Annotated in this window: 24 protein-coding genes; 10 read left to right on the top strand and 14 right to left on the bottom strand. The window is 64.3% G+C overall.

Annotated elements, in window-relative coordinates; translation table 11 throughout:
- The first annotated feature begins 11 nt into the window (after positions 1-11).
- The 5 genes from modA to ACE3OV_RS15165 are packed head-to-tail and all read left to right on the top strand — an operon-like array spanning position 12 to position 3,783.
- A complete protein-coding gene (gene modA / locus ACE3OV_RS15185) occupies positions 12-758 on the top strand; it encodes a molybdate ABC transporter substrate-binding protein (RefSeq protein ID WP_374328292.1) in 747 nt (248 codons plus the stop codon).
- Positions 759-770: 12 nt separating this feature from the next.
- Positions 771-1,448 (top strand): molybdate ABC transporter permease subunit, encoded by a 678-nt coding sequence (gene modB / locus ACE3OV_RS15180; RefSeq protein ID WP_374328290.1) that lies wholly within the window; start codon positions 771-773, stop codon positions 1,446-1,448.
- Between the two features lies 1 nt (position 1,449).
- The gene (gene modC / locus ACE3OV_RS15175; protein ID WP_374328288.1) at positions 1,450-2,520 is read left to right on the top strand and encodes a molybdenum ABC transporter ATP-binding protein; all 1,071 of its coding nucleotides are present in this window, start codon (positions 1,450-1,452) and stop codon (positions 2,518-2,520) included.
- Positions 2,521-2,524: 4 nt separating this feature from the next.
- Positions 2,525-3,361, top strand: coding sequence for a ModD protein (gene modD, locus ACE3OV_RS15170; RefSeq protein ID WP_374328286.1), 837 nt, complete (start codon positions 2,525-2,527; stop codon positions 3,359-3,361).
- 29 nt (positions 3,362-3,390) lie between these two features.
- Positions 3,391-3,783 carry a NifB/NifX family molybdenum-iron cluster-binding protein gene (locus ACE3OV_RS15165; RefSeq protein WP_374328284.1) on the top strand — a complete coding sequence of 131 codons (393 nt, stop codon included), beginning with the start codon at positions 3,391-3,393 and terminating at the stop codon, positions 3,781-3,783.
- Positions 3,784-3,793: 10 nt separating this feature from the next.
- Here ACE3OV_RS15165 and ACE3OV_RS15160 read toward each other — a convergent pair whose 3' ends face one another.
- Complete coding sequence (locus ACE3OV_RS15160) at positions 3,794-4,468, bottom strand: SIMPL domain-containing protein (protein WP_374328282.1); 675 nt, start codon at positions 4,466-4,468, stop codon at positions 3,794-3,796.
- A gap of 148 nt (positions 4,469-4,616) precedes the next feature.
- Between ACE3OV_RS15160 and ACE3OV_RS15155 the strand changes: the two genes are divergently transcribed.
- Complete coding sequence (locus ACE3OV_RS15155) at positions 4,617-5,576, top strand: hypothetical protein (RefSeq protein WP_374328280.1); 960 nt, start codon at positions 4,617-4,619, stop codon at positions 5,574-5,576.
- A gap of 6 nt (positions 5,577-5,582) precedes the next feature.
- Here the strand turns inward: ACE3OV_RS15155 and ACE3OV_RS15150 are convergent, their stop codons facing one another.
- A complete protein-coding gene (locus tag ACE3OV_RS15150) occupies positions 5,583-6,521 on the bottom strand; it encodes a diguanylate cyclase (protein WP_374328279.1) in 939 nt (312 codons plus the stop codon).
- 203 nt (positions 6,522-6,724) lie between these two features.
- Here ACE3OV_RS15150 and ppk1 point away from each other — a divergent pair, with 203 nt between their 5' ends.
- Together ppk1 and ACE3OV_RS15140 are read left to right on the top strand one after the other, a co-directional pair.
- Positions 6,725-8,803, top strand: a complete 2,079-nt coding sequence (gene ppk1, locus ACE3OV_RS15145; protein ID WP_374328277.1) for a polyphosphate kinase 1 — start codon at positions 6,725-6,727, stop codon at positions 8,801-8,803.
- Between the two features lie 137 nt (positions 8,804-8,940).
- Positions 8,941-9,351 carry a DUF4332 domain-containing protein gene (locus ACE3OV_RS15140; protein WP_374328275.1) on the top strand — a complete coding sequence of 137 codons (411 nt, stop codon included), beginning with the start codon at positions 8,941-8,943 and terminating at the stop codon, positions 9,349-9,351.
- Between the two features lie 57 nt (positions 9,352-9,408).
- On the opposite strand, the gene lolA is transcribed toward ACE3OV_RS15140, so the two are convergent.
- Positions 9,409-10,029 carry an outer membrane lipoprotein chaperone LolA gene (lolA, locus tag ACE3OV_RS15135; protein WP_374328273.1) on the bottom strand — a complete coding sequence of 207 codons (621 nt, stop codon included), beginning with the start codon at positions 10,027-10,029 and terminating at the stop codon, positions 9,409-9,411.
- Between the two features lie 69 nt (positions 10,030-10,098).
- A complete protein-coding gene (locus ACE3OV_RS15130) occupies positions 10,099-12,363 on the bottom strand; it encodes a DNA translocase FtsK (RefSeq protein ID WP_374328271.1) in 2,265 nt (754 codons plus the stop codon).
- A gap of 199 nt (positions 12,364-12,562) precedes the next feature.
- On the opposite strand from ACE3OV_RS15130, the gene trxB reads away from it, so the two are divergent.
- Both trxB and ACE3OV_RS15120 read left to right on the top strand, forming a co-directional pair.
- Positions 12,563-13,522, top strand: coding sequence for a thioredoxin-disulfide reductase (gene trxB, locus ACE3OV_RS15125; RefSeq protein WP_374328270.1), 960 nt, complete (start codon positions 12,563-12,565; stop codon positions 13,520-13,522).
- Positions 13,482-14,369: a Smr/MutS family protein gene (locus ACE3OV_RS15120; protein ID WP_374328268.1), complete on the top strand. Its 888-nt coding sequence runs from the start codon at positions 13,482-13,484 to the stop codon at positions 14,367-14,369. Before trxB ends, ACE3OV_RS15120 begins: the two co-directional genes overlap by 41 nt.
- Before the next feature lie 53 nt (positions 14,370-14,422).
- Here ACE3OV_RS15120 and ACE3OV_RS15115 read toward each other — a convergent pair whose 3' ends face one another.
- The 10 genes from ACE3OV_RS15115 to ACE3OV_RS15070 form a co-directional block, all read right to left on the bottom strand.
- Entirely contained in the window at positions 14,423-16,465 is a 2,043-nt protein-coding gene (locus tag ACE3OV_RS15115; protein WP_374328267.1) for a sodium-translocating pyrophosphatase, read from the bottom strand.
- Positions 16,466-17,089: 624 nt separating this feature from the next.
- Positions 17,090-17,428: a P-II family nitrogen regulator gene (locus ACE3OV_RS15110; protein WP_374328266.1), complete on the bottom strand. Its 339-nt coding sequence runs from the start codon at positions 17,426-17,428 to the stop codon at positions 17,090-17,092.
- Positions 17,429-17,455: 27 nt separating this feature from the next.
- The gene (locus tag ACE3OV_RS15105; RefSeq protein WP_374328264.1) at positions 17,456-19,072 is read right to left on the bottom strand and encodes an NAD+ synthase; all 1,617 of its coding nucleotides are present in this window, start codon (positions 19,070-19,072) and stop codon (positions 17,456-17,458) included.
- 1 nt (position 19,073) lies between these two features.
- Positions 19,074-19,622 (bottom strand): inorganic diphosphatase, encoded by a 549-nt coding sequence (gene ppa / locus ACE3OV_RS15100; RefSeq protein WP_374328263.1) that lies wholly within the window; start codon positions 19,620-19,622, stop codon positions 19,074-19,076.
- 64 nt (positions 19,623-19,686) lie between these two features.
- The gene (locus ACE3OV_RS15095; protein WP_374328261.1) at positions 19,687-20,472 is read right to left on the bottom strand and encodes a 3'-5' exonuclease; all 786 of its coding nucleotides are present in this window, start codon (positions 20,470-20,472) and stop codon (positions 19,687-19,689) included.
- Positions 20,473-20,590: 118 nt separating this feature from the next.
- The gene (cysM, locus tag ACE3OV_RS15090) at positions 20,591-21,490 is read right to left on the bottom strand and encodes a cysteine synthase CysM (RefSeq protein ID WP_374328260.1); all 900 of its coding nucleotides are present in this window, start codon (positions 21,488-21,490) and stop codon (positions 20,591-20,593) included.
- The gene (gene rfaD / locus ACE3OV_RS15085; RefSeq protein WP_374328259.1) at positions 21,483-22,481 is read right to left on the bottom strand and encodes an ADP-glyceromanno-heptose 6-epimerase; all 999 of its coding nucleotides are present in this window, start codon (positions 22,479-22,481) and stop codon (positions 21,483-21,485) included. Before rfaD ends, cysM begins: the two co-directional genes overlap by 8 nt.
- Before the next feature lie 105 nt (positions 22,482-22,586).
- A complete protein-coding gene (rfaE1, locus tag ACE3OV_RS15080; protein WP_374328257.1) occupies positions 22,587-23,513 on the bottom strand; it encodes a D-glycero-beta-D-manno-heptose-7-phosphate kinase in 927 nt (308 codons plus the stop codon).
- A 7-nt stretch (positions 23,514-23,520) separates the two neighbouring features.
- Positions 23,521-24,693, bottom strand: coding sequence for a lipopolysaccharide assembly protein LapB (gene lapB, locus ACE3OV_RS15075; RefSeq protein WP_374328254.1), 1,173 nt, complete (start codon positions 24,691-24,693; stop codon positions 23,521-23,523).
- Positions 24,690-24,971, bottom strand: a complete 282-nt coding sequence (locus ACE3OV_RS15070; protein WP_374328253.1) for a lipopolysaccharide assembly LapA domain-containing protein — start codon at positions 24,969-24,971, stop codon at positions 24,690-24,692. The genes lapB and ACE3OV_RS15070 overlap by 4 nt, the downstream gene beginning before the upstream one ends.
- Between the last annotated feature and the right edge of the window lie 66 nt (positions 24,972-25,037).

The following is a 25,037-nucleotide window of genomic DNA, read 5'->3' as shown; positions in this document are numbered from 1 at the left end:
GGAGAACCCCCATGAAGCGCCTGTCCACCCTTGTTGTCGCCCTGCTCGCCGCTGTCGGCGCGCACGCCGCCGAAGTCCAGGTTGCCGTCGCCGCCAACTTCACCGCCCCGGCCCAGCAGATCGCCGCCGAGTTCGAACGGCAGACCGGCCACAAGGCCGTGCTTTCCTTCGGCGCCACGGGCAAGTTCTACGCCCAGATCGTCAACGGCGCGCCGTTCGAGGTCTTCCTGGCGGCTGACGACACGACCCCGGCCAGGCTCGAAAAGGAAGGCCAGGCCGTCGCCGGCACGCGCTTCACCTATGCCGTCGGGACGCTGGTGCTGTGGTCGGCGAAGCCCGATTTCGTCGATGCCAAGGGCGACATCCTGAACAAGGGCAGCTTCAACAAGCTGGCCATCGCCAACCCGAAAACCGCGCCCTACGGCGCCGCCGCCATCGAAACGCTGAGCAAGATGAAGCTGCTCGCCGCCGTGCAGCCGAAATTCGTCCAGGGCGAGAACATCGCGCAAACCTTCCAGTTCGCCAGCACCGGCAACGCCGACCTCGGCTTCGTCGCGCTGTCGCAGGTGTTCAAGGATGGCAAGCTGACTGCTGGCTCGGCCTGGATCGTCCCCGGCGCCATGCACGAGCCGATCCTGCAGGACGCGGTGATTCTCGGCAAGGGCAAGGACAAGCCGGCAGCCCAGGCATTCCTGGATTACCTGAAGACGCCGCGCGCCCACGCCATCATCACTTCCTTCGGTTACGCGCTGCGCTGAGCCAGGGCAAGAATGCTGACCGACACCGACCTCCAGGCCTTGTGGCTAACCGTCCGCCTGGCGGCAACGACGACCCTGATCCTGTTCCTGCTCGGCACGCCGCTGGCCTGGTGGCTGGCGCGCAGCCGGGCCTGGTGGAAACAGCCGATCGGCGCCGTCGTCGCGCTGCCGCTGGTGCTGCCGCCGTCGGTGATCGGTTTCTACCTGCTGCTGATGCTGGGGCCAAACGGCCCGGTCGGCCAGTTCACCCAGTCGCTCGGCATCGGCACCCTGCCCTTCACCTTCTGGGGGCTGGTCGTCGCCTCGGTCTTCTATTCACTGCCCTTCATGGTGCAGCCACTGCAAGGCGCCTTCGAGGCGATCGGCGAGCGGCCGCTGGAAGTGGCGGCGACCCTGCGCGCCTCGCCGCTCGACACCTTCTTCAGCGTCGCCGTGCCACTGGCGCTGCCCGGCTTCATCACCGCCGGCATCCTCAGCTTCGCCCACACCGTCGGCGAATTCGGCGTCGTCCTGATGATCGGCGGCAACATCCCCGGCGTCAGCCGAGTGGCATCGGTGCAGATCTACGACCACGTCGAAGCCATGGAATATGCCGACGCGCACCGCCTGGCCGCCGTCATGCTGATCTTCTCCTTCCTCGTCCTGCTGGCGATGTACGTCTGGCGGCCGGGTCACCGGAAGGGAGCTTGAGATGCCGGGAATCGCTGCCCGCTTCAAGCTCGACTGGCCCGGTTTCAGTCTCGACGTCGACCTGCACCTGCCCGGCAAGGGCGTGAGCGCGCTGTTCGGCCACTCCGGCTCCGGCAAGACCACGCTGCTGCGCTGCATCGCCGGTCTCGAACGGGCGGCGCACGGCCGCCTGGCATTCAACGGCCGCACCTGGCAGGACGCCGGCACCTGGCTGCCGACGCACCGCCGACCGATCGGCTACGTCTTCCAGGAAGCCAGCCTGTTTCCCCACCTGTCGGTGCTCGGCAATCTCGACTACGGACGCCAGCGGATCGGCGGTGCCGGACGGGTGGCGCTCGACCAGGCGGTGGAACTGCTCGGCATCGGCCACCTGCTGCAGCGCAAGCCGGACAGTCTGTCCGGCGGCGAGCGGCAGCGCGTCGGCATCGCCCGGGCGCTCGCCGTCAGCCCGGAAATCCTGCTCATGGACGAGCCGCTGGCTGCACTCGACCTGAAACGCAAGCAGGAAATCCTGCCCTACCTCGAACGCCTGCACGACGAACTCGACATCCCGGTCATCTACGTCAGCCACGCGCCCGACGAAGTCGCCCGACTCGCCGACCACCTGGTCGTCCTCGACGGCGGCCGCGTCGTCACTGCCGGCCCGCTGGCCGAGACGCTGGCCCGCATCGACCTGCCGATCCGCCTTGGCGAGGATGTCGGCGTCGTCCTCGAGGCCACGGTCGAGCACATCGACGAGACCTGGCAGCTGATGCGCGTCGTCTTCCCCGGCGGCAGCCTGTGGACGCGCGCCCGCGACCTGCCGCCGGGACGGCGCGTGCGGGTGCGCGTGCTGGCGCGCGACGTTTCGCTGGCGATCGACGAACCCGGGCCCAGCAGCATCCAGAACATCCTGCCGGCGACGGTCGACGCCGTTGGCCCGGACGAACACCCCGGCCTGCTGCTGGTCCGCGTCGCGCTCGGCGAGAGCCGGCTGGTCGCCCGCCTGACCCGGCGCTCGGCCGAGCAACTCGGCATCGTCGCTGGCCGGCCGGTGCATGTGCAGGTCAAATCCGTTGCCTTGATGGAGTGAAACCGTGAATCCCTACACCCTGCCCGATCCCGAACTCGAGCGCCTGCTCGGCGAGGACGTTCCCGCTGGCGATGCGACGACGCTGGCGCTGGACATCGGCGAGCGCCCCGGCCGCCTCGACTTTCGCGCGCGTTACGAAATGGTCGTCTGCGGCAGCGAGGAAGCCCGCCGCCTCGGCGAACTGCGCGGCCTCACCGTAAGCGGCGCAGTGGTCGCCAGCGGCACGCCGCTCGCCGCCGGCGCCACCATCCTCAGCCTCGAAGGCCCGGCGAGCGGCCTGCACACGGTCTGGAAAACCGCCCAGACGCTGATGGAATACCTGTCCGGGATCGCCACCAGCACTGCCGCCATCGTCGCCGCCGCGCGCCGTGGCGACCCCAATTGCGCGGTGGTGTGCACGCGCAAGAACTTCCCGGGCACCAAGGCGGCGGCCGTCAAGGCGGTTCTCGCCGGCGGCGCCAGCCCGCACCGCCTGAGCCTCTCGGAAACCCTGCTCGTCTTCGCCGAACACCGCGCCTTCCTCGACGCAACGCCGGCCGCCAGCATCGCCCGGCTGCGCCGCCGCTGGCCGGAGCGGGCGGTCGTCGTCGAAGTCGGCAACATTGGCGAAGCGCAAACCTGGGCGGCGGCCGGCGCCGACATCCTGCAACTGGAAAAATGGCCGGTCGAGGCAGTCGCCGACATCATCCGGCAATTGCCCGGCACGCGAATTGCTGCAGCGGGTGGTATCAACGCCAGCAACGCCGAGGCCTACGCCCGCGCCGGCTGCCGCATCCTGGTCAGCAGCGCGCCGTATTTCGCCGGCCCGCGCGATGTGGCGGTGACCCTGTCCGCGCTGTAGGCGCCTGTAGGTTTCCCGACAAATCGACCATGAAAATCGCCATCGCCACCAAGAACTACCTCGAAGTCAGCGGCCACGCCGGCCAATGCCGGCACTGGCTGCTCTACGACCTGAGCCAGCACCAGAGCAAGCAGCTATTGCCGGCGCCCGCCTTCGTCGAACTGGACAAGACGGAAATCCTGCACAGCTTCGCCGACGACCGCCCGCACCCGCTCGACGGCGTGGACCTCATGGTCTGCGCCAGCGCTGGCGACGGCTTCATCCGCCACATGAAGAAGCGCGGTTGCGAGGTGCTGCGCACCGGCGAAACCGACCCGGCGCTGGCGATCACCCGCATCCTCGCCGGTGAAGCGCTGTCCGACCCGCGCTTCGACATCACCACCTCGCTGTGCAAGCTGCGCGACCTCTTTTCGCGCCACTGACTCCAGCCAGTTAGTCAGCCAGCTCGATCTGACCGCTGACCGTCGTCGTCAACTGGCTTTCGCCGGCTTCCAGCGGCGCCGGCGCGGCGTCGGCCAGCATCGCCTTGGTCGCCCGGAAGACCGGCATCGGCTGCGGGCCGCCCTGCTGCGACACCGCCAGTTGCTTGATCTTCCAGGATTTGCCAAGCGCCGCGGCGATCACTTCGGCGCGCGCCTGGAAGGCGCGGATGGCGTCGCGCGTCGCTTCGTCCTCGACCTTGCGCCGGGTTTCCGGCGACGGCATCTGGCTGACCTGACCGACCGCCAGCTTGCGCTGCTGCAGTTCGCCGAGCAATTCGGAGACTGCCGCCAGATCGCGCGACTCGAGGACGAGTTCGCTGCGCATCTGCCAGCCCTCGATCTTCTGCTCCCGGCCATAGACCGGATAGGTGGACTGGTTGCCGCTTTTCGCCTGCACCCCGGCCTTGCCGCGGATCAGTTGCAGTGCGCCGGCGATTTCCTGATTGACCTGGCGCGCCAGCAGCGCCGGGTTGGCGCCGCGCGCCTCGACATAAACCACTGCCTGCACCTGGTCGTTGACGGCTGGCCGCGAGGCCTCCGCTGCCAGATCGACGGTGGTACCGGCCTGTGCCGCGGAAACACCAAGCAGGGCGAAGGCAGCAATGCGCGGAAAAAGGGTTTTCATGGGCGGACTCCAGCATTGATCTGGAACGATCATAGCGAGAGCCCAGTCGAAAGGACTGTTGCCAAAAGTAAAAATATGTTGCTTCGTAGTAAAGCGGAGATCGCTTTATCTTGTTTCCGACTCTGCCTTTTGTAATACTTGCTCCCCCATGATCAACGCAACCCACATCGATCAGCTGTCCGTCCACGAGACGCTTCCCGAAGAAGGCTCACGCCGCATCATCAACGGGGAAGAACGCGTCTACTACGACGGTTACTGGATCAAGGTCTATCAGGTGCCGGCGGATACGCTGGAGGCAAAGAAACGTCTGATCGATGCGCTGACCCGCCGTCTCTTCAACCACACCGAGCACGGCCTCAACATTCCCGGCACCCGGCTCGCCGAAGCGCGCGCCTCATTCGAAGCGGAAAGCGATATTGCCCGCCGCCGGATCAAGGGAGCAATGCTGGCCGGCGCGCTGTTCAACCGCGCGGCCGACATTTTCCGCAAGCTGGTCGAGTTGCAGGCCTGTGGCATCGAAATTCTCAGCGACAATCCGCTGATGCGTGAATGCGGTCGCTGCCTGCTGGAAGCGATGGAGCTGGGCAAGAACGTGCTGCACCGCAGCGGCGAGGAAGGCATCGACGAACTGTGGGGCGAGCCTTTCCGCGCCTTCTCGATTCCACTCGAGGATTTCTACGAAAGCCGCTACATCAAGATCGGTCAGACGATGCGCGACATCGACCGGATCGCCAGTTGCATGATCACCAACCTGGCCCGCCTGCCGGCCTTTGTCGGTGCCGAACCGGTGATCCTCGACCTGGCCCGGGCAGCCAAGATCAAGACCGAGACGCTGCGTACCGACCCCGACATTTTCGACGTCTGGGCCATCATGGTGACTGCCGGCGAACGCCTCGACGGCCTCACTCCGAACCCGCTCGACTGCAGTTGCAACGTCGTCCACGACACCGCGGTCGGCCTGCAGTTGCTGCGCCAGGGGCGCGACCTGATCTTCTACATCACCCGCGCCCGCACGCCGATGCCGAAGAGTACCCGGGAATTCATCGAGCGCTGCGCGGCCTTCCATGCCAGCGGCCACACGCCGCTGATCCATTTCCGCCAGGACTGAAACCCTTCAGTTCGATTCGCAGCGATTGCGGCCAGACGCCTTGGCCTTGTAGAGCAGTTCGTCGGCCTCGCGGAAAACCTGCTTGACCAGGCTGCTGGCCGGCGACACGCAGACCGCGCCGACCGACACCGTGACCCGCCCCCAGGCTTCGTTGCGTTCATGCGGCAGATTGAGTGCCGCCACCGCCTCGACAATGGCCATGCCGACACCGACATGCACGCCCGACGGTGCTTCCGGAATCACTACCGAAAACTCCTCGCCACCGTAACGCGCGGCAAACGCCCCCGGCGCCAGCCGGTCGGCATCGGCTCGCAAGGCCACCCCGTCGATAGCCTGGGCAACGGCACGCAGGCAGTCGTCGCCGGCCTGATGCCCGTAGTGATCGTTGTATTTCTTGAAATTGTCGACGTCGATCATCAGCAGGCTGAAGGGCTTGCCGTTCTGCACCGCGGTTTCCCACAAGGTATCGATGCGTAGATCCATGGCCCGCCGGTTGAAGAGACCGGTCAGCCCGTCATGATTCGCCTGGTCCTGCAGCTTGCCGTTGGCTTGCGCCAGACGCGAGCGCAGCGCGGCAATCCGCGACATCGCCTTCATCTTCGCCTGCAGCACGCTTTCCGGTGAACTCTTCGAGATGAAATCGTCACCGCCGGCCTCGATCGCGGTCACCAGGTTGGTATCGCTGTCAGTCGCGGTAACGAAGATGATTGGCGTCCAGGCCCAGGGTTCGTGTCCTTCCAGGCCGCGAATCCGCGTCGTCGTCTCGAAGCCGTTCATGCCCGGCATCTCGATGTCCATCAGGACGAGATCGAAGGATTCGTTGCGAAACATGTCGATCGCGGCCTGACCGTTGTTCGCATGGTGCACTTCGTGACCGAAGGATTCCAGACGTGCCGTCGTGATCATGGCGATCGCCCGCGAGTCATCGACCAGAAGGATTTTCATGACAATGTGAATTCACAAAAAGAGCCGACAGCATACCCTGTTATGTCGCACTGGGGTAGAACGAAAGTCGTATATCCCCTACGCTGGCAGCAAGTCCCCAGTCGCTGCCAGACCGCCGGCAGATTAATCTGGCTGTAACATTAACGCAACAAAATGAGCAGCTTGAAGCCTATACTTGAGAAACCCCTTCCGGATCGCGCGCCATGATCAACAACGACCAATCCTCACGCTTCCCGTCCGACAATTACCTGAACCGCGAACTCGGCCTGCTCGCCTTCAATCGCCGGGTACTCGCCCAGGCGCAGGACGAGAGGATGCCGCTGCTGGAACGCCTGCGTTTCCTGTGCATCGTTTCCAGCAACATGGACGAATTCTTCGAGATCCGTGTTTCCGGCCTGAAAGAACAAATCCGCGCCAAATCGTCGGTGACGACGATAGACGGCAAGACGGCGCAGGAAACCTTCCGCCTGGTTTCGGCAGAAGCCCATGCCATCGTCCATGAGCAGTACCAGCACCTCAACGACGTGATCCTGCCGGCACTGGCCGAACAGGGCATCCGCTTCCTGCGCCGTTCCGGCTGGAACGAAGCGCAGCGTGAATGGATCCGCGACTATTTCCTGCGCGAAATGGTGCCGGTGCTGACGCCGATCGGACTCGACCCCTCGCACCCCTTCCCGCGCGTCCTCAACAAGAGTCTCAATTTTGCCGTCGAACTGGAAGGCAAGGACGCTTTCGGGCGCAGTTCCAACATCGCCATCGTCCAGGCGCCGCGCGTGCTGCCGCGCGTCATCCAGCTCCCCGAGGAACTCGCCGGCTGCGCTTACGGTTTCGTCTTCCTGTCGTCGATCCTGCACGAGTTCGTCGGCGAACTGTTCATGGGCATGACCGTGCTCGGCTGCTACCAGTTCCGGGCGACGCGCAACTCCGACCTCTTCGTCGACGAGGAAGAAGTCACCAACCTGCGCACCAAGCTGCAGGGCGAACTGCCGCAGCGCCATTTCGGCAATGCTGTGCGCCTGGAGGTTGCCGACAACTGTTCGTCGGCGATCACCGAATTCCTGCTCTCGCAGTTCGCGCTGCAGCCGGTCGACCTCTACCGTGTGCATGGCCCGGTCAACCTGGTGCGCCTGATGCAGGTGCCGGACTGGGTCGACCGCCCGGACATGAAGTTCCGCCCCTTCATTCCCGGCTCGCCGAAAGGCCTGAGCAAGGGTGTCAGCATCTTCGACAGCATCCGCAAGGGCGACATCCTGCTGCACCATCCCTACCAGTCGTTCGCGCCGGTCATCGAACTGCTCAGCCAGGCAGCGACCGACCCCAGCGTGGTGGCGATCAAGATGACGGTGTATCGCACCGGTACCGATTCGGTGCTGATGGAATCGCTGGTCCGCGCCGCCCAGAACGGCAAGGAGGTCACCGTCGTCGTCGAACTGATGGCGCGCTTTGACGAGGAGGCCAACATCAGCTGGGCGACCAAGCTCGAACAGGTCGGCGCCCATGTGGTTTACGGCGTCGTCGGCTACAAGGTGCACGCCAAGGCGCTGCTCATCGTCCGCCGCGAAGAAACCGGCCTCAAGCGTTACGCCCACCTCGGCACCGGCAATTACCACCCGCGTACCGCCCGCCTCTATTCCGACTTCGGCCTGATGACCGCCAACGAGGAAATCACCCACGACGTTTCCGAAGTCTTCAAGCAGCTCACCGGCCTGGGCAAGGCGCGTACCCTGCGCCACCTGTGGCAGGCGCCGTTCACACTGCAGCCGAATGTCGTCGCGGCAATCCAGGCTGAAGCGGAAGCAGCGCGCAACGGTCAGAAGGCGCGCATCGTCGCCAAGATGAACTCGCTGGTCGAGCGCGAGGTCATCCACGCACTCTACGAAGCCTCGCAAGCCGGCGTCGACATCGACCTCATCGTGCGCGGCGTCTGCATGCTGCGCCCGGGCGTTCCCGGACTGTCGGAGAAGATCCGCGTCCGCTCGATCATCGGCCGCTTCCTCGAACATCACCGCGTGATGTATTTCTACGCTGGCGGCAAGGAAGACGTCTACCTCTCGTCGGCCGACTGGATGGACCGCAACTTCTTCAAGCGCATCGAACTCGGCTTCCCGCTGCTTGATCAGAAACTCAAGAAACGCGTCATCACCGAAGGTCTCAAGTTCTATCTGGCCGACAACCAGCAGGGTTGGGACATGAACAGCCAGGGCCACTATCAGCGCCGCCGTTCGGCCCGCAGCAAGCCGCACAACGCACAGGGCGAACTGATGCTGACACTGGGCGGCTGAGCCCACCACTCCGGCGCGGGCGCTGCCATGCCAACGCTGCGCGCCGGTCGACAGGGCAGTCCTACAAAATATTACCTTCGGCGTAGGCCGATCCCCTAAACTGGACCCTCCTTCAATACCGCTTCAGGAGTCAACACATGGCCAACAAGAAGATCGAGGACGTCGAGGGCATCGGACCGGTTACCGGGGAAAAGTTGCGTGCCGCTGGCGTCAAGGACACCGACAGTCTGCTGGAAAATGCGCGGACGCCGAAACAGCGCAAGGAACTGGCGGAGAAGACCGGCCTCACGGAAAAGCAGGTACTCAAGTTCGCCAACATGGTCGACCTGTACCGGATCAGCGGCATCGGCTCGGAATATGCAGAATTGCTTGAGGTTAGCGGTGTCGATACGGTGCCGGAACTGGCCCGGCGCAACGCCGCCAACCTGGCAGCGGCAGTCGCCGAAATCAACGCCGAGAAGAAGCTGAGCGGCCGCACCCCCGGCGAAACCGAAGTTGCCAAATGGATCGCCCAGGCCAAGGACTTGCCGCGCGTGCTCGAATACTGAGCGGCACCGTCGGGAAAAATCCAGGCAGGCCATACGGCCTGCCTTTTTTACGCCGCTTTACTGCCCGATGACGTCGGCACCGGCGGGCGGCGTGAAGCGGAACAGGGTCGCCGGCAGCGCTGGGTTGCGCTCGCTGCGCAGGAGCCGGATCAGCGTCGTCTGGCCGAAGTTGTCGAACAGCTCCATCGCCTTCATTTCCTTGCCGAGCAAGCCGATGCGCACCTTCTCGAAGCCGCTTTCGGTGGTTTTCGGCGTTGCCTCGACCCATGAGAGGCCGTCGCGTTCGCCCCCCTCCTTGAGCACGAAGTTCTTTTCCAGCGCATTGCTGCCGGCGAGCAGCGCCGCCGGCGTGGCGCCGATCGCTTCGCCGGCCGGGCGCACGGTGACCTGCTGCAGTTCCGGATCGTGGATCCAGATCTTTTCGCCGTCGCCGACCACCAGTTGCGGATAGGGCTTGAGGATTTCCCAGCGCAGCTTGCCCGGCCGCAGGATCGCCAGCTTGCCCGAGGACTCCTGGGGCTTGCGGCCGTTGCGGGCGAGCACCGACTGCTCGAAATCGGCGCGGTAGCTGCGGGTATCGTCGAGGAAGGCGCGCAACTGGTCGATGGCGCCGGCGTGGGCGAAGGCCGGAGCAAGGACGAAGGCGGCAGTAGCGAGGAGTTTTTGGGCGAGGTTCATGGGCGCAGCTTACGCCGGCTCAAAGGCCGGCGCTGTTTCAATGTGTAAGGGTTTGTCGTGCCGGCGGCGTCATTCGGCCGGCTTCTTCATCAGCACTTCGCGACCGCCGCGGCCGTCCATCGCCGACACCAGGCCGGCGTTCTCCATCGCCTCGATCAGCCGCGCCGAGCGGTTGTAGCCAATGCGCAGGTGGCGCTGCACCAGCGAGATCGAAGCGCGCTGGTTCTTCAGCACGATGTCGACCGCCTGGTCGTAGAGCGGATCACTCTCGGCGTCGCCGCCACCCTCGCCGGCCTCGCCGCCGCCCTCCTCGTCGCCGCCGGCGCCGCTCAGGATGTCGGCGACGTACTCGGGCGCGCCACTCGCCTTGAGGTGTTCGACGACGCGATGCACTTCGTCATCGGAAACGAAGGCGCCATGGACCCGCGTCGGATAGCCGGTGCCGGGCGCCAGATAGAGCATGTCGCCCTGGCCGAGCAGGGCTTCGGCGCCCATCTGGTCGAGGATGGTACGCGAATCGATCTTGCTCGACACCTGGAAGGCGATGCGGGTCGGGATGTTGGCCTTGATCAGGCCGGTGATCACGTCGACCGACGGACGCTGTGTCGCCAGCACCAGGTGGATGCCCGAGGCGCGCGCCTTCTGGGCGAGGCGGGCGATCTGCTCTTCGACCTTCTTGCCGACCACCATCATCAGGTCGGCCAGTTCGTCGATGATGACGACGATGTAAGGCATGTGCGTCAGCGGCTCGGGCGCTTCCGGGGTCAGGCTGAGCGGGTTCGGGATGTGCTCGCCGCGCTTCTCGGCGTCCTTGATCTTGGTGTTGAGGCCGGCGATGTTGCGCACGCCCATCGCCGACATCAGCTTGTAGCGCTTTTCCATCTCGGTAACGCACCAGTGCAGCGCGTTGGCCGCCTGCTTCATGTCGGTGACGACCGGCGCCAGCAGGTGCGGGATGCCTTCGTAGATCGACAGTTCGAGCATCTTCGGGTCGACCATGATGAGACGGACGTTTTCCGGCTCGGACTTGTAGAGCATCGACAGGATCATCGCGTTGACCCCGACCGACTTGCCCGAACCGGTGGTGCCGGCAACCAGCAGGTGCGGCATGCGGGCCAGGTCGGCGACCACCGGCAGGCCGCCGATGTCCTTGCCGAGGCAGACGGTGAGCGGACTGCCCATGTCGTTGTAGGGCTTGCTCGAAATGATCTCGGACAGCTTGACCATCTGCCGCTTGGTATTCGGCAGCTCGAGCGCCATGCACGACTTGCCGGGCACCGTCTCGACGACGCGGATCGACACCATGGCCAGCGCGCGCGCCAGGTCGCGCGCCAGGTTGACGATCTGCGCGCCCTTGACGCCGACCGCCGGTTCGATTTCGTAACGGGTGACGACCGGCCCCGGCAGGGCGGCGATCACCTTGACCTGGACGCCGAAGTCGGCGAGCTTGCGTTCGATCAGGCGCGAGGTGAATTCCAGGGTTTCGGCACTGACCGTCTCGGTCGCCGGCGGCGCCGGGTCGAGCAGGTGCAGCGGCGGCAAGGTGCCGCCGACGATCGCCTCGGGGAACAGCAACGCCTGCTTCTCGCGCTCGACGCGGGCTTCCGCCTTCTTCGACACCGGCACTTCCGGCGGCGGCGTATCGATGAAGATCGGCTCGTGCAATTCGACCCGCCGCTTTTCCTCCTCGACGACGACTTCGCGGCGCTGCGCGACCTCCTTGCCGATGCGCCGGTCACGCCAGGCGTCGATGCGGCCGTAGACAAACAGGGTCAGCGCCTCAAGCAGCAGGCCGAGCTTTTCGAAGGCCCAGATCCACGACATGCCGGAAAACGCGCTCCAGGCAACGCCGATCAGCGCCAACAGCAGTAGCGTCGCGCCGGTAAAACCGAACAGGCTGGCCAGCCAACGGCTCAGTTCGACGCCGAGCATGCCGCCTGCCGCCAGCGGCAACTGGACATCGAGGGTATGGAAACGCAGCGCTTCCAGCGCACAACTGGCGAGCAGCAAGACGATGAACCCCGGTACCGCCAGGTAGGGCGAATGCGCCGCCCCCTGCGCGCCGGCGTGCAACCTGCGGAAGCCCCACCAGACCAGCATGCCGAGCAGGACCACCCACCACCAGGCGGAGAGTCCGAAAACGTAGAGCAGCAGATCGGCGACCCAGGCGCCGGCACGACCTGCCGGATTCTGCGGACTGCCGTTGCCGATCGCGTGCGACCAGCCGGGGTCGGTACGCTGGAATCCCCACAACGCCATGACCAGGAACAGCGCCAGCGCGCCAACCCCCAGCCAGCGGGATTCCTGGAGCAGGCTGCCGATCTTGTCGGGCATCGGACTGGGGTCGTTTCGTCTTGCCATTGAATTCCTTAATCCCGTTCCATGACTACCACGAACGGTGTAAATCATTTCAAGTCATACAGTTAGCTGAGAATTATAAACCGGTTTGATAGATTGGTTACGATCCGGCATAAAACGGCGCTTCATTAGGCGGCTATAATTTTTGCCGTTCAACCCATAGGCAGAGACCAACATGACGACCCGTCACACCCCGCTGATCATTCTCGGTTCCGGCCCCGCCGGTTATACCGCCGCCGTTTATGCGGCGCGCGCCAACCTCAAACCGGTGCTGATCACCGGCATGGCCCAGGGCGGCCAGCTGATGACCACCACCGAAGTCGACAACTGGCCGGCCGACGCCGACGGCGTGCAGGGACCGGAGCTGATGCAGCGCTTCGAGAAGCATGCCGCCCGCTTCGACACCGAGATCATCTTCGACCACATCCACACCACCAAGCTGACCGAAAAGCCGTTCACGCTGGTCGGCGACAGCGGCACCTACACCTGTGACGCGCTGATCATCGCCACCGGCGCCTCCGCCATGTACCTCGGTCTGCCGTCCGAACAGGCTTTCATGGGCAAAGGCGTCTCCGCCTGCGCCACCTGCGACGGCTTCTTCTACCGTAACAAGCCGGTCGCCGTCGTCGGCGGCGGCAACACCGCGGTCGAAGAAGCGCTCTACCTGGCCAACATCGCCAGTCACGTCACGCTGATCCACCGCCGCGACAAGTTCAGAGCCGAGAAGATCATGCAGGACAAGTTGTTCCAGAAGGAAAAGGAAGGCAAGGTCACCATCCTCTGGAACAGCACCCTCGACGAAGTGCTCGGCGACGACTCTGGCGTCACCGGCCTGGCGATCAAGAACATGTCCTCTGGCGAAATAAGCAAGATCGACGTGCACGGCGTCTTCATCGCCATCGGCCACAAGCCGAACACCGACATCTTCATCGGCCAGCTCGAGATGGACCACGGTTACCTCGTCACCCAAGCCGGGCGCAACGGCAACGCGACGCAGACCAGCATCCCCGGCGTCTTCGCCGCCGGCGACGTGCAGGACCAGATCTACAAGCAGGCCTGCACCTCGGCCGCCAGCGGTTGCATGGCGGCACTCGATGCCGAGCGCTACCTCGACAACCTTGGCCACCAAGGCTGAGCAAAACGCGCTGAAAGACGGCCTGCGGGCCGTCTGGCGGCAACGCGCGGCGACCCCGGTCGCCGCGTCGCCCACACCACCGCGCGACACGGCGCCGGACCCCGGCAAGGACGACGAAGCTGCCCTCTTCCGCCAGGCGGTGGCTGGTGCCCGGCCGCTGCCCGACGCCAACCGGGTGATTCTGGAACAACCGCCGTCACGCCGCGTTGCCGTTTCCCGGCCGCCAGCCGCAAGCCATCCGGGACGCCCTGCGCCCCGCGACGACGCGCTGCCCGCCCGCTGGCAGGACGACACCCGCCCGCGGCGCCTGCCCGACGATCCCGAGCAGGCGGCTTTCGTCCTGGCGATGAGCGGCGTCGAGCCTTTGCCCGACCGCAATCTGGCCGCCCTCGACTCCCCCCGGCCACAGCCAGCGCCGCAGCAGTCGCTGGCCGACCGTCAGGCGGTACTGCACGAGAGCCTGCACGCGCCGATCGCCCTACAGGACCGCCTCGAGGGCGGCGACGAAGCGGCCTACCTGCGCCCCGGCCTGGCGCAGACGGTATTGCGCGATCTGCGTCGCGGCCGTTGGGTGGTGCAGGACGAGATCGACCTGCACGGCCTGAACCGTGAGCAGGCGCGCCACCTGATCGCCGGTTTCCTGCACACCTGCCTGCACCAGGGCAAGCGCTGCCTGCGCATCGTGCACGGCAAAGGGCACGGTTCGCCGCACAAACTGTCGGTGCTGCGCCAACTGGTACGCGGCTGGCTGGCGCAGCGCCACGAAGTCCTCGCCTATTGCCAGGCCAAGCCGCAGGACGGCGGCGAAGGCGCCCTGCTGGTCCTGCTGCGCGCGCCAAAAAGCTGAAGCAAAAAAAATGCGCCCCGCAGGGCGCATTCCTTGAACCGAAAAGCTGGCGATCAGACGATCAGCGGCACGATCAGCAGCGCGACCAGGTTGATGATCTTGATCAGCGGATTGACCGCCGGACCGGCCGTATCCTTGTAGGGATCGCCGACGGTATCGCCGGTGACCGCCGCCTTGTGCGCATCCGAGCCCTTGCCGCCGAAGTGGCCATCCTCGATGTACTTCTTGGCGTTGTCCCAGGCACCGCCGCCGGTGGTCATCGAGATGGCGACGAAGAGGCCGGTAACGATGGTGCCGACAAGCAGGCCGCCGAGCGCCTGCGGGCCGAGCAGCAGACCGACGACGATCGGCACGGCGACCGGCAGGATCGACGGAATCATCATTTCCTTGATTGCGGCAACGGTCAGCATATCGACCGCGCGCGAGTAATCGGGCTTGGCCGTGCCTTCCATGATGCCGGCGATTTCCTTGAACTGACGCCGCACTTCGACGACCACGGCACCGGCCGAACGCCCCACCGCTTCCATCGCCATCGCCCCGAACAGGTAGGGAATCAGGCCACCGATGAAGAGGCCGATAATCACCATGTGGTTCGACAGATCGAAAGTGAATACCTGGCCGGTCGCCGCTTCCAGCGCATGCGTGTAGTCGGCGAAGAGGACCAGCGCGGCAAGGCCGGCGGAACCGATGGCGTAGCCCTTGGTCACCGCCTTGGTGGTGTTGCCGACGGCGTCGAGCGGATCGGTAACGTTACGCACATCGGGCGGCAGCTCAGCCATTTCGGCGATACCACCGGCGTTGTCGGTGATCGGACCGTAGGCATCAAGCGCGACGACGATACCGGCCATCGACAGCATCGAGGTGGCGGCGATCGCCAGCCCGTACAGGCCACCGACCGAATAGGCGGCCCAGATCGAGGCGCAGACGGAGAGCACCGGCAGCGCCGTCGCCTTCATCGAAACGCCGATACCGGCGATGATGTTGGTCGCATGACCGGTCTGGCAGGCCGAAGCGACATGCTTGACCGGCGCGTATTCGGTGCCGGTGTAGTACTCGGTGATCCAGACCATCGCCGCCGTCAGCACCAGACCGATCACCGCGCAGGTGAACATGCTGGCGGTCGTTACCTGCACCGCCGCATCGCCTGCGCCGATCAGCCACGAGGTCACCGGGTAGTAGAAGGCCAGCGCCAGCACGCCGGCGACGATCAGGCCCTTGTACAGCGCGCCCATGATCTTGCCGCCGTCCGAAGTCTTGACGAAGTAGCAGCCGACGATCGAGGCAATGATCGACACCGCGCCCAGCGCCAGCGGGTAGAGGATCAGCGCATCGCCGAGGACGGCCGAGGTCTTCAGCATCAGCGCGCCGAGCACCATGGTAGCGACGACGGTGACGACATAGGTTTCGAACAGGTCGGCGGCCATGCCGGCGCAGTCGCCGACGTTGTCACCGACGTTGTCGGCGATCACCGCCGGGTTGCGCGGATCGTCCTCGGGAATGCCGGCTTCCACCTTGCCGACGAGGTCGGCGCCGACGTCGGCCCCCTTGGTGAAGATGCCGCCACCGAGACGGGCGAAGATCGAGATCAACGACGAGCCGAAAGCCAGACCGATCAGCGCGTGCAGCGCCGCATCCTGGCTCAGGCCGAAGGCCTGCATGCCACCGTAGTAGCCGGCAATGCCGAGCAGGCCGAGGCCGACCACCAGCATGCCGGTGATCGCGCCACCCTTGAAGGCCACGTCAAGCGCCGGCGCAATTCCGCCGCGTGCCGCTTCGGCGGTACGCACATTGGCGCGCACGGAAACGTTCATGCCGATGAAGCCGGCGGCACCGGAGAGCGTGGCGCCGATGACGAAACCGACCGCCGTCGCCATGCCAAGGAAGATGGCGATCAGCACCGCCATCACCACACCGACCATGGCAATGGTCTTGTACTGCCGGCTCAGATAGGCAGCCGCCCCTTCCTGGATCGCCTTGGCGATTTCCTGCATGCGCTCGTTCCCCGCCGGCAACGCAAGAATGGAACGACTGGACAACCAGCCGTAAATGACCGCCAACCCCGCACATAACAACGCCAACCACAATGCAGAAGACATTACTACTCCCTCTCTTTATTTAGACTGACAAGAATTGAACAGGCTATATCTCCGGGAAACCCTCCGGACAAGCGGCCTCCTCCCGGAACGGAAGCGCAAGACAGCGCGCGCCACGTTCCCGGATGGAAAACCTCCGGAAATGAAAGGAAAACGGGGTGTTATCGGTCTGTGCCGAATCGGGTCTTGACTGGAAAACCGCTTCGCTCGCGGCAGCACTTCCGGATACTGCGTGGAAGGCTGGCCGCGTCGTCATGCTCTGGCCCTTAATTCAGGGACATGGCGCAGCCGGACATACCGACCCTGCCATCGTCACATGCCTTGCGGCATGCCGGGAAGATTGGGGATGAGTGACGGCGGTTGCCGTCACATCTTCTCTCTACCTGAATGATGTTCATGAAATCCCGCTTGCCATTGAATCGTTGGAGAATCCTGACTGACGGATACGAGGAGAAAGCCTCCTCTGGCAAGGAAATTACCCGGTTTTCCCGGGGCGGTCAAACGGTTTGCTCAAGCTTTGCGCAAAACGCCGAAACCCACAAAATCAATACATAAGCATATCCTGATGCCCCTGCAAAAACGGGACGGCCGTGGCCGTCCCGTTCCTGAAACAACAGCAGGCGGATTTCAGATTGCCGCTTCGTTGGTCTCGCCGGTGCGGATACGGACAACCTGCTCGACCGAGGTGACGAAGATCTTGCCATCGCCGATCTTGCCGGTACGCGCCGCCTTGACGATGGCATCGATGGCCGGCTCGACCTGTTCGGTGGTAACGACGATCTCGATCTTGATCTTGGGCAGGAAATCGACGACGTATTCAGCCCCGCGATACAGTTCGGTGTGGCCCTTCTGGCGCCCGAAACCCTTGACCTCGGTGACCGTCAGGCCGGTGATGCCGACTTCCGACAGCGCTTCGCGCACTTCGTCGAGCTTGAACGGTTTGATGATGGCTTCGATTTTTTTCATGTCTGTTTCCCTCTTCTCGATTGATGCTCAATATTCGTCAGCATACCGGTTGGTGATCGGATAGCGCCAGTCCTTGCCGAAACCGCGCGGCGTGATGCGGATGCCGACCGGCGCCTGGCGGCGCTTGTACTCGGCAATGCGCAGCAGGCGGACGACGCGGCGCACGTCGGCCTCGGGCAGGCCGGCGGCGATGATCTCGCGCGGGCTGCGGTCCTCTTCCATGTAGGCGCGGACGATGGCGTCGAGTACCTCGTACTCGGGCAGCGAATCCTGGTCCTTCTGGTCCGGCTTCAGTTCAGCCGACGGCGGGCGGACGATGATGTTCTCGGGAATCACCGGGTCGCCGCCGCACAGGGTGTTGCGGTAACGTGCCAGACGATAGACCAGCGTCTTGTAAACATCCTTGATCACCGCAAAACCGCCGGCCATGTCGCCGTACAGCGTGCAGTAGCCGACCGCCATCTCCGACTTGTTGCCGGTGGTCAGGACCAGCTTGCCGGTCTTGTTGGAGAGCGCCATCAACAGGTTGCCGCGGATGCGCGCCTGGATGTTCTCTTCGGTGGTGTCGCTGGGCAGGCCGGCAAAGAGCGGCGCCAGCATGCTTTCGTAAGTGGCCATCGCCGGGGCGATGGCGATCTCGTCGTAGCTGCAGCCCAACTGGCGGATCATCTCGCGCGAATCGTCGAGACTCATCTGCGCGGTGTAGGGCGACGGCATCATCACCGCGTGCACCTTGTCAGCGCCAAGTGCATCGACCGCGACGCACAGCGTCAACGCCGAGTCGATGCCGCCGGAGAGGCCGATGGTCGCCCCTTTGAAACCGCTCTTGCCGATGTAGTCGCGCACACCCATGACCAGCGCCGAATAGGCTTCGGCCTCCAGCGCCAGCGGCTCGACGAGGTCGGCAGAGCGGAGTCGCGGCCCGTCGACCTCGACGATACCGAGCGCTTCCTCGAATTGCGGCAAGCGCATGACGACCTGGCGGCGGGCATCAAGGGCGAAGGAGCCGCCGTCGAAGACCAGTTCATCCTGGCCACCGACCAGGTTGCAGTAGATGGCGGGAATGCCGGTGGCGGCGATCCGTTCGCCGAGCACCTCGGCGCGTTCCTGGTGCTTCTCCAGGTGGCAGGGCGAGGCGTTGAGCACCAGCACGACTTCGGCGCCGGCCTGGCAGGCCTGTTCATAAGCGCCCTCTTCCCAGATGTCGGCACAGATGTTGATGCCGCAGCGGACGCCGCCGAGTTCGACGACACAGGCCGCGCGCCCGGCATCGAAATAACGCTTCTCGTCGAAGACGTCGTAATTGGGCAGGCGCATCTTGCGGTAAACGGCAAGCTGGCGGCCGTTTTCGATCACCGTCGCAGCGTTGTAGCAGGCGCCTTCATGTTCTTCCGGATGGCCGACGACCAGCGCAATGCCGTCGATGCGGGCAGCCAGATCATCGAGCGCGCGCTGGCAGGCGCGGTAAAAATCCGGGCGCAGCAGCAGGTCTTCCGGGGGATAGCCGCTCAACGCCAGCTCCGGCGTCAGCAGCACCTGGGCGCCGCGGGCCTTGGCCGCGGCAGCACAGGCGACGATGCGGTCGACGTTGCCGGTCAGGTCACCGACGACGGCGTTGAACTGGGCAACGGCGATACGCAGCATCTTAGTAGTTCGGCTTGTCTTTCGCGTCGTTGTAACGCTGGATGCCGGTCATGACTTCTTCGCGCGCGGCGTCGATGCCCTGCCAGCCATTGACCTTGACCCACTTGCCCGGCTCCAGATCCTTGTAATGCTCGAAGAAGTGCGCGATCTGCTGACGCAGCAGTTCCGGCGTGTCTTCGTAGGTCTTGACGTCGTTGTACAGCGGGGTCAGCTTGGACACCGGCACGGCGAGCAGCTTGGCGTCTTCGCCGCCTTCGTCGGTCATCGACAACTGGCCGAGCGGACGGCAGCGGACGACGACGCCCGGCGGCAGCGGGAAGGGGCTCATCACCAGGACGTCGACCGGGTCACCGTCGCCGGCGATGGTGTGCGGGATATAGCCGTAGTTGCACGGATAGTGCATCGACGTGGACATGAAACGGTCGACGAAGATGGCGCCGCTTTCCTTGTCGACTTCGTACTTGACCGGGTCGGAATGGGCGGTGATCTCGATGATCACATTGAAGTCGTCGGGAAGGGACTTGCCGGAGGGAACGTTGTTAAGAGCCATTGTTTTCTCTCTGCGTTTGGGTTTGAAAAAAAGCTTCGCGATTATAGCTTGCTGCGCTGCACTATCAGCCCCAGGCAGCAAGAAACTCGCGCCAGTGCTGGGCATCGATCCTGGCCAGTTGCGCCTTGATGAATTCCTGTTCGGCCATCTCCTCGTCGGCGGTGAACTCGCCACGCATGCGCCGGAAGCGGTTGTAGACCAGGTAGGTATTGACCACGTCGGTCTCGCAGTAATCGCGAATGTCGGCGGCCTGCCCGGCCTGCCAGGCGTCCCACACCTTGCTGCCGTCCATGCCGAGCTTGCCGGGAAAGCCGAACAGTTTGGCCAGCTCGTCGAGCGGCGCGTTGGCGCGACCGTTGTACATCGCCAGCAGGTCCATCAGGTCGAGGTGACGGGTATGGTAGCGGCTGATGTAGTTGTTCCACTTGAAGTCGCGCGAGTCGGCGTAGTCGCCGTCGCCCATGTCCCAGTAGCGCGGCGCGCTGACACCGTGCAGCATGCCGCGGTAGTGCAGCACCGGCAGGTCGAAGCCGCCGCCGTTCCAGGAAACGATCTGCGGCGTGAATTTCTCGATGCCATCGAAGAAGCGCTGGATGATCGCGCCTTCGTCGAGGTCGGGCTCGGCCAGCGACCACACGCGAAAACCGTCGAGCGTGCGCAACACACAGGAAATGGCGACGATGCGCTGCAGGTGCAGCGGCAGGAAGTCGCTGCCGTTCTTCGCCCGCCGTTGCTGGAAGGCCAGTTCGGCAACCTCGGCATCGGACAGTTCGCCCGGCAGTTCGTTGATCCGGCGCAAGCCGGGCACATCGGGAATGGTCTCGATGTCGAAGACAAGGATGGGTTTCATGATTTAAAGGCGCCTCACCGCAAAGACGCCAAGGCGCAAAGGAAACGCGAAGAAAAGGGACGAATTGCCTTTCTCTGCGCAATCTTCGCGTCTTCGCTTCTTTGCGGTGAAAGATTTTTCACGCTGGAAACACACCAGTCGACAGATAGCGGTCGCCGCGGTCGCAGACGATCGAGACGATGGTCGCGTTCTCCACTTGCGCGGCAATGCGCAAGGCGACGGCGAGCGCCCCGCCGGACGAGATGCCGGCAAAGATGCCTTCCTCGACGGCGAGCCGCCGGGTCATGACTTCGGCGTCGGCCTGGCTGACGTATTCGATGCGGTCGACGTTGGTCGGCGCGTAGATCTTCGGCAGATAGGCTTCCGGCCACTTGCGGATACCCGGAATCTGGCTACCCTCTTCCGGCTGACAACCAACGATGGTGATCGCCGGGTTCATTTCCTTGAGGTAGCGGCTGGTGCCCATGATGGTACCGGTGGTGCCCATGCTGGAAACGAAATGGGTGATGCGACCGCCAGTATCGCGCCAGATTTCCGGTCCGGTGCCTTCGTAATGGGCGACCGGGTTGTCCGGGTTGGCGAACTGGTCGAGGATGATGCCCTTGCCCTCGTCACGCATTCGTTCGGCGACGTCGCGGCACAGCTCCATGCCGCCGTCTTTCGGGGTCAGCACCAGTTCGGCGCCGTAGGCGCGCATGCTCTGGCGGCGCTCGACGCTCTGGTTCTCGGGCATCACCAGGATCATCTTGTAACCCTTGATCGCCGCCGCCATGGCCAGTGCGATGCCGGTGTTGCCGGAGGTTGCCTCGATCAGCGTATCGCCCGGCTTGATGTCGCCGCGCGCTTCGGCACGCTGGATCATCGACAGCGCCGGGCGATCCTTGACCGAACCGGCCGGATTGTTGCCTTCGAGCTTGGCCAGAATGACGTTGCCGCGGCCTTCGTTATCGGCGCCGGGTATGCGCTGCAAGCGAACCAGCGGCGTGTTTCCGACAAAATCCTGCAGGGTTTTATACATGTGCATGCAACCAGGCGATGTATTGGGAAACGCCCTCCTCGACCGTCGCCATCGGCGCCTCGTAGCCGGCTTCGCGCAGCCTGGTCAGATCGGCTTGCGTGAACGCCTGGTACTTGCCCTTGAGCGCCTCGGGAAAGGCGATGTATTCGAGCAAGCCCTGTGCCCGGAGTTCCTCGAGCCCGAGCGGCGCCTCGTTTCTTGCCTGGCGGCAGCCGTTGACCGCAGCCACCGCGACATCGTTGAAACTCTGCGCGCGCCCCGAACCGAGGTTGAAGATGCCGGATTTTTCCGGATGGTCGAGGAAGAACAGATTGACCTTGGCAACGTCGCCGACGAAGACGAAGTCGCGCATCTGGCCGCCGTCCGGGTAGCCGTGCGAGCCTTCGAACAGCTTGACCTTGCCGTCGGCGCGGAACTGGTTGAAGTTGTGAAAGGCGACCGACGCCATCCGCCCCTTGTGGTTCTCGCGCGGGCCATAGACGTTGAAGTAGCGGAAACCGACAATCTGCGACGACGGTTGCTGCGCCAGGCGCTGACGGACGATCTGGTCGAACAGGAACTTCGAGTAGCCATAGACGTTGAGCGGCCCTTCGCACTCGCGTTCCTCGCGGAAAATGCTGGACGCGCCGTAAGTCGCCGCTGACGACGCGTAGAGGAACTGCACGTCCTGGTCGAGGCACCAGTCGAGCAGGATGCTGGAGTAACGGAAGTTGTTCTCCATCATGTAGCGACCGTCGGTCTCCATGGTGTCGGAACAGGCCCCCTCGTGGAAGATGGCCTCGACATCGCCGTCGAAACAGCCGCTCTGGATGCGCTCGATGAAATCCTGCTTGTCGATGTAATCGACGATCTCGCAGTCGATCAGGTTCTTGAACTTCTCGGCCTTGCTCAGGTTGTCGACGGCGATGATCTTGGTCACGCCGCGCTCGTTGAGCGCCTTGACGATGTTGGAACCGATAAAACCGGCCGCGCCGGTGACAATTGTTTTCATAAGTATCTCCTGCCGGTTTCAGAGAAGGCTCATGCCCGCCATGGCGGGGGTGATGCCGGAACTAAAACCGGCCGCGCCGGTGACGATGGTCTTCATCTCTTCTCCTTAGAAGGCGCCCGCGATTTCGTCGCGGGTGACGACGGCAGTACCGAGCTTGCCGACGACGATGCCGGCGGCGACATTGGCAATGCGGATGGCTTCAGCCCAGTCGGCGCCAGCCGCGAGCATGACGGCAAGGGTGGCGATGACGGTGTCGCCAGCGCCGGAAACGTCGAACACTTCGCGCGCCTGCGCCGCCTGGTGGAAGGTCTGGCCGTCGGCGAAGAGGGTCATGCCCTCCTCGCTGCGGGTGACCAGCAGGGCTTCCAGCCCGAGTTCGCCACGCAGCTTGTCGGCCTTGGCGAACAGGATCTCTTCCGAGGCCCAGCGGCCGACGACGTCACGCAGTTCCGATCGGTTCGGCGTGATCACCGTCGCCCCGGCGTACTTTCCCCACTCGTCGCCCTTCGGATCGACCAGCACCGGCTTGGCAGCGGCGCGGGCGAGTTCGATCATCTCGGCGATGTGGGTGAGGCCGCCCTTGCCGTAATCGGAGAGGATGACGATGTCGCAATCGGCCAGGCGGCGCTCGTATTCAGCCAGCTTGGCCTGCAGGATTTCATGCGACGGGGTGGTTTCGAAATCGATGCGCAACAACTGCTGCTGGCGGCCGATGACGCGCAACTTGACCGTGGTGTCGATCTCGCGGTCGATCTGCAGGTCGGCGGCGATCCCCTCGGCGGCCAGCAGGCGGGATAGCGAACGGCCGGCGTCGTCGTCGCCGACCACCGACAGCAGCGTGGTCTGCGCGCCAAGCGAAGCGGCATTGCGGGCAACGTTGGCGGCACCGCCGAGGCGCTCTTCCATGCGCTCGACCTTGACCACCGGTACCGGCGCTTCTGGCGAAATCCGGCTGACCTCGCCGAACCAGTAGCGGTCCAGCATGACGTCGCCGACGACGAGCAGGCGCACCTGCGAGAGTTTTTCCAGCATCGAAGTCCTACAGGGATTGATCGAATTCCTCGCTGCGCCGCGGCGGACTGGTTTCCCAACCGCCGCAGGCCGGGCAGCGCCAGTAGAACTGACGCGCCTTGAAGCCGCAATTATTGCACCGATAGCGCGACAGGCGGCGGGTATAGCCCTGGACGATGGTCTTGCCCAGTTCCAGGTCACCGCGCACTTCCGGCGCCGCCAGCGGCAGGCGGGCGGCGATCAGCCGCTCGAGACCAACCAGCGTCGGGTTGCGCTGCAGCTCGGCGCGCACCAGGCGATAGGCGGCCTCGTTGCCCTCGTTTTCCAGCACCAGCTGGTAGACAACTTCGAGCAGGTCGATCGACGGATAGTGTTCGAGATAGCCCCGCAGCAGCGCCACGCCCTCGGCGAGCCGGGACAGCTTGCGGTAGGCGTCGAGCAGACGCTGGGCGACCAGCGACAGGTAGGCGGGATCCTGCTGTTCGATGCCTTGCCAGATGGCGATCGCTTCCTCGCTCCTGCCCTCCTGGGCACAGAGGTCGCCGAGCAGGATGCTGGCACGCACGCACTTGCGGTTTTCCTGGATCGCCACCTCGAGATACTGACGCGCCGACTCGTGGCGCGAGCGCATGATCTCGCCGGCCGCCAGTTCGCAGTAGTACTCGGCGATTTCCTTGTGCGTCGCGACATCGGGCAGCTCGCGAGCGATCTCGATCGCCTTCTGCCACTCCTTGCCGATCTGGTAGATCTCGAGCAGCGAGCGCTTGGCATCGGCCTCGCGGACGCCACCGAGCAGCTTGTTGAAAATCTCCTCGGCGCGGTCGAGCAGGCCGGCCTTGAGAAAGTCCTGACCGAGTTCGACCATCGCCTGCAGGCGGTGTTTGTCCTCGACCTCCGGCAGCTCGAGCAGGTTCTGGTGCATGCGGATCGCCCGCTCGGTCTCGCCACGCCGGCGAAACAGGTTGCCGAGCGCAAAATGCAGCTCGACGGTCTGCGAATCGACCTTGGCGACTTCGAGGAAGGAATCGATGGCCTTGTCCGGCTGCTCGTTGAGCAGGAAGTTCAGACCCCTGAAATAGGAACGCGGCAGCGCACGTGATTCGTGTACGACCTGCCGCATGTCGACACGCGCGGCAGCCCAGCCCATGGCGAAAAACACCGGGACCAGCAGGAGCTGCCAGTATTCGAAAAGTTCATTCATTGTTGCGGCGGCAGATCCGGCAGCGGGGCTTGCTCGACCTTGAGCAGGGCGCGTTTGAGACGGGCGATTTCGCGGCGCTGACGAAATATCGTGCCGACCAGGGAGAGCACGCCAAGCAGGGCACCAGCGCCGAAAAAGGCGAGCAGGACGATGACCAGCGGTGCCTGCCATTGGTAATCGAGGGCCAGGCTCAGGGTGACCGGCGCCGTGTTCTGGAGGGCAAAGATCACCAGAAAGGCAAAGATGATGAAACGCAGGAACCAGGTTAGCGCTGTCATGACATTCAATGAAAAGGGGCAGTGAAACTCACTGCCCCGAATCTACCACATTGGGCCAAGCCCGGC

It is taken from the genome of Azonexus sp. (assembly GCF_041909095.1).
In the GTDB taxonomy this organism is placed as follows: domain Bacteria; phylum Pseudomonadota; class Gammaproteobacteria; order Burkholderiales; family Rhodocyclaceae; genus Azonexus.
This window is presented reverse-complemented; position numbering and strand designations above follow the sequence as displayed.